We start from the raw sequence: 2,879 nt of genomic DNA on the forward strand, positions 1-2,879 counted from the left end.
CTTTGGCGGCGTGCAGGGTTTCTACCGCATGCACTCGGCGGCCTGCGGCGGGCCGATGCGTTTTGCGGTGTACCAGCCGCCGCAGGCTCGCGAGGGCCGGGTGCCGGTGCTGTATTACCTGGCCGGCCTGACCTGCACCGAAGAAACCGCGACGATGAAGGCCGGCGCGCAGCGCGTGGCGGCCGAACTGGGGCTGATGCTGGTGATGCCCGACACCAGCCCGCGCGACACGGGCTTGGAGGGCGCCACGGGCGACTGGGAGTTCGGCGAGGGTGCGGGTTTTTACCTCGACGCCACCCAGGCGCCGTGGTCGTCGCGCTTCCGCATGGAAAGCCACGTGGTGCACGAACTGCCGGCGGTTGTTCGCGAGCACTTCCCGGCCGATCCGGGCCGCACGGGCATCACCGGGCATTCGATGGGCGGGCACGGGGCGCTGACGCTGGCGCTCAAGCACCCGCAGCAGTACCGCAGCGTGTCGGCGTTCGCGCCGATCGTGGCGCCCTGCGAGGTGCCCTGGGGCCAGAAGGCCTTCAGCCGCTACCTGGGTGATCACCACGCGGTCTGGGCGGAACACGATGCCTGCGCACTGGTGCGGCGGCGGCCGTTCGGTCGGCCGATCCTGGTGGACCAGGGGCTGGCCGACAAATTCCTGGAACCGCAGCTGCAGCCGGAGCGTTTCGAAGCAGCCTGTGCCGAAGCCGGTCAGTCGCTGACCCTGCGCCGCCACGCGGGCTACGACCACGGGTACTATTTCATCGCCAGTTTCATTCAGGACCACCTGCGGCACCACGCCGCGCAGCTGGCCGTCTGAAGGAGGCCACGATGTCCATCATCGCAATCGTGCTAACCGTCCTGGTGGCGTTGCTGCACCTGGGTTTCATGGTGCTGGAGATGGTGTTCTGGACGCGTCCGCTGGGGCGCAGGGTTTTCGGGCTGGACCCGCAGGTGGCGCGGGACTCGGCGAAGCTGGCGATGAACCAGGGTCTGTACAACGGTTTCCTGGCGGCGGGGCTGCTGTGGGGGCTGTGGCTGGACGCCCGCGGCATCACGCTGTTCTTCCTGGGCTGCGTGGTGGTCGCCGGCCTGTTCGGCGCCGCCACCGTCAAGCGCAGCATCCTCTACGTCCAAGCCCTGCCAGCCATCCTCGCCGCCATCGCCGTCCACTACCTCTGAGTCCCCACGTGGTCTCGATGCCCTTGGCCAAAGGCCAAGGGCAGAAGATTCGCGCCTGAAGGCGCTCCTACGGGGGGATCAGCGGCTGGGGCTGACCCACATGGTGATGACGGCGTTGAAGACCTTTTCGCCGGCCCGGTCGAAGACGTCCACGTTGACCGGGAAGTCGTAGCCCGTGTCCGACGAAACCAGCGGGATGCCGGGTGTCGCCACGCCGCGCTGCGTGCCCACCGCGCGCTTCAGGTACTGCACCGTCATCCCCTTCGGGATCCAGCGCATGCCCTTGGGCAGCGACGCGTCGGTCATCACCCCGCCCACCAGCTCGGCCAGGTTGCACAGCGCGATCGCATGCACCGTGCCGATGTGGTTCTGCATGCGCCGCTTGTGCGGGATCGTCGCCTCGCAGCGCCCGTTTTCCAGCAGCGTGAAGCGAGGCGACACGCTGCCGAAATAGGGTGCCTTGAAACACACCGCCCGGCTGAACAGCCACTGCCCACCCGGCCAGCGCGTGAACTTGCGGTACAGCCGGAGCAGCGGCGTCTCGCTCATCAGGCGGCTCGCGACTTCTCGCCCAGCTTGGGCTTGTCCATGTGCAGCGAAGCGGCCTGCAGCTCGAACGGATCGAAGTCGTCGACCATGATCGCGTCGAGCGTCATCACCCGCAGTTCTTCAAGCTGCGTGCGCTCTTCGGCCGTGATCCAGCCCTCGGCCACGCCCTCGGCCAGCTGCGAGGCGAAGTCCAGCGCCTCGATGTCGCTGGTCTTGAGCGCCTTGAGGAACTTGCGTTCCACCGGCTCGGCCAGGATCACCTTGGGCAGGTAGCTGTTGATGCGGCCGGCCGGATTGTTCGCGCAGGGCGTCAGGAAGGTGCCCTCGGCCAGGCGGTCACGCGCGTCGCAGGGCGACATCAGCAGCGCCGCGGCGCGGCGGCCCAGGCGATCGCTCGGGGCCTGGGCGCGGCGGCCCCAGGGGAACACCAGCAGCCACAGCAGCCAGCCCACCGGGCGGATCGGGAAGTTGCGCAGCGCGCCCGACAGGGCCAGTTCGATCTTGTGCGCCGAGTCGTGGAAGGCCCAGGCCAGCAGCGGCTGTTCGGCGGCCGGGCGGCCTTCGTCCTCGTAGCGCTTGAGCATCGCGCTGGCGATGTAGAGCTGGCTCAGCACGTCGCCCAGGCGGCCCGAGAGTTTTTCCTTGAACTTGAGCTTGCCGCCCAGCAGCAGCATCGACGTGTCGGCCACCAGGGCCAGGTTGGCCGAGTAGCGGTTGAGCTTGCGGTAGTAGCGGCGCGTGTAGGCGTCACCCGGCGCCTTGCTGATGCGCGAGCCGGCCAGGCCCAGCACCCAGCTGCGCACGGCGTTGGAGATCGCGAAGCCGATGTGGCCGAACAGGTTGGCGTCGAACTCGCGCACGGCCTGTTCGCGGTCGGGCAGCATCGCCGCCTGCATTTCCTTCAGCACCCACGGATGGCAGCGGATGGCGCCCTGGCCGAAGATCATCAGCGAGCGGGTCATGATGTTGGCGCCCTCGACCGTGATCGAGATCGGCGCCGCCTGCCAGCCGCGGCCCAGGTAGTTCATCGGGCCCAGGATCACGCCCTTGCCGCCGTGGATGTCCATGGCGTCGGTGGCGCATTCGCGGGCCAGTTCGGTGGTGTGGTACTTGGCGATGGCCGAGGGCACGGCCGGCTTTTCGCCGCGATCAACGGC

The 2,879-nt window shown here is 68.4% G+C and carries 4 protein-coding genes; 2 read left to right on the plus strand and 2 right to left on the minus strand.

Going from position 1 to position 2,879, the window contains the following annotated elements:
* Positions 1–811: S-formylglutathione hydrolase (gene fghA, locus AACZ35_RS13680; RefSeq protein ID WP_339830223.1), on the plus strand; the 811-nt coding region annotated here is incomplete at its 5' end.
* 11 nt (positions 812–822) lie between these two features.
* The gene (locus AACZ35_RS13685) at positions 823–1,173 is read left to right on the plus strand and encodes a DUF1304 domain-containing protein (protein ID WP_343230737.1); all 351 of its coding nucleotides are present in this window, start codon (positions 823–825) and stop codon (positions 1,171–1,173) included.
* A 78-nt stretch (positions 1,174–1,251) separates the two neighbouring features.
* Here the strand turns inward: AACZ35_RS13685 and AACZ35_RS13690 are convergent, their stop codons facing one another.
* Positions 1,252–1,722 (minus strand): hotdog fold domain-containing protein, encoded by a 471-nt coding sequence (locus AACZ35_RS13690; RefSeq protein ID WP_339830225.1) that lies wholly within the window; start codon positions 1,720–1,722, stop codon positions 1,252–1,254.
* On the minus strand, positions 1,722–2,879 hold a 1,158-nt coding region (locus AACZ35_RS13695; protein WP_339830227.1), incomplete at its 5' end, for an acyl-CoA dehydrogenase domain-containing protein. The genes AACZ35_RS13690 and AACZ35_RS13695, both read right to left, overlap by 1 nt.

The sequence above is a fragment of the uncultured Arenimonas sp. genome (genome assembly GCF_963976025.1).
GTDB lineage: Bacteria > Pseudomonadota > Gammaproteobacteria > Xanthomonadales > Xanthomonadaceae > Arenimonas.

Excerpts from the sequence above, each read along its gene's own strand:
- AACZ35_RS13685 (WP_343230737.1), top strand. The coding sequence starts at position 823 with ATGTCCATCATCGCAATCGTGCTAACCGTCCTGGTGGCGTTGCTGCAC.
- AACZ35_RS13690 (WP_339830225.1), bottom strand. The coding sequence starts at position 1,722 with ATGAGCGAGACGCCGCTGCTCCGGCTGTACCGCAAGTTCACGCGCTGG.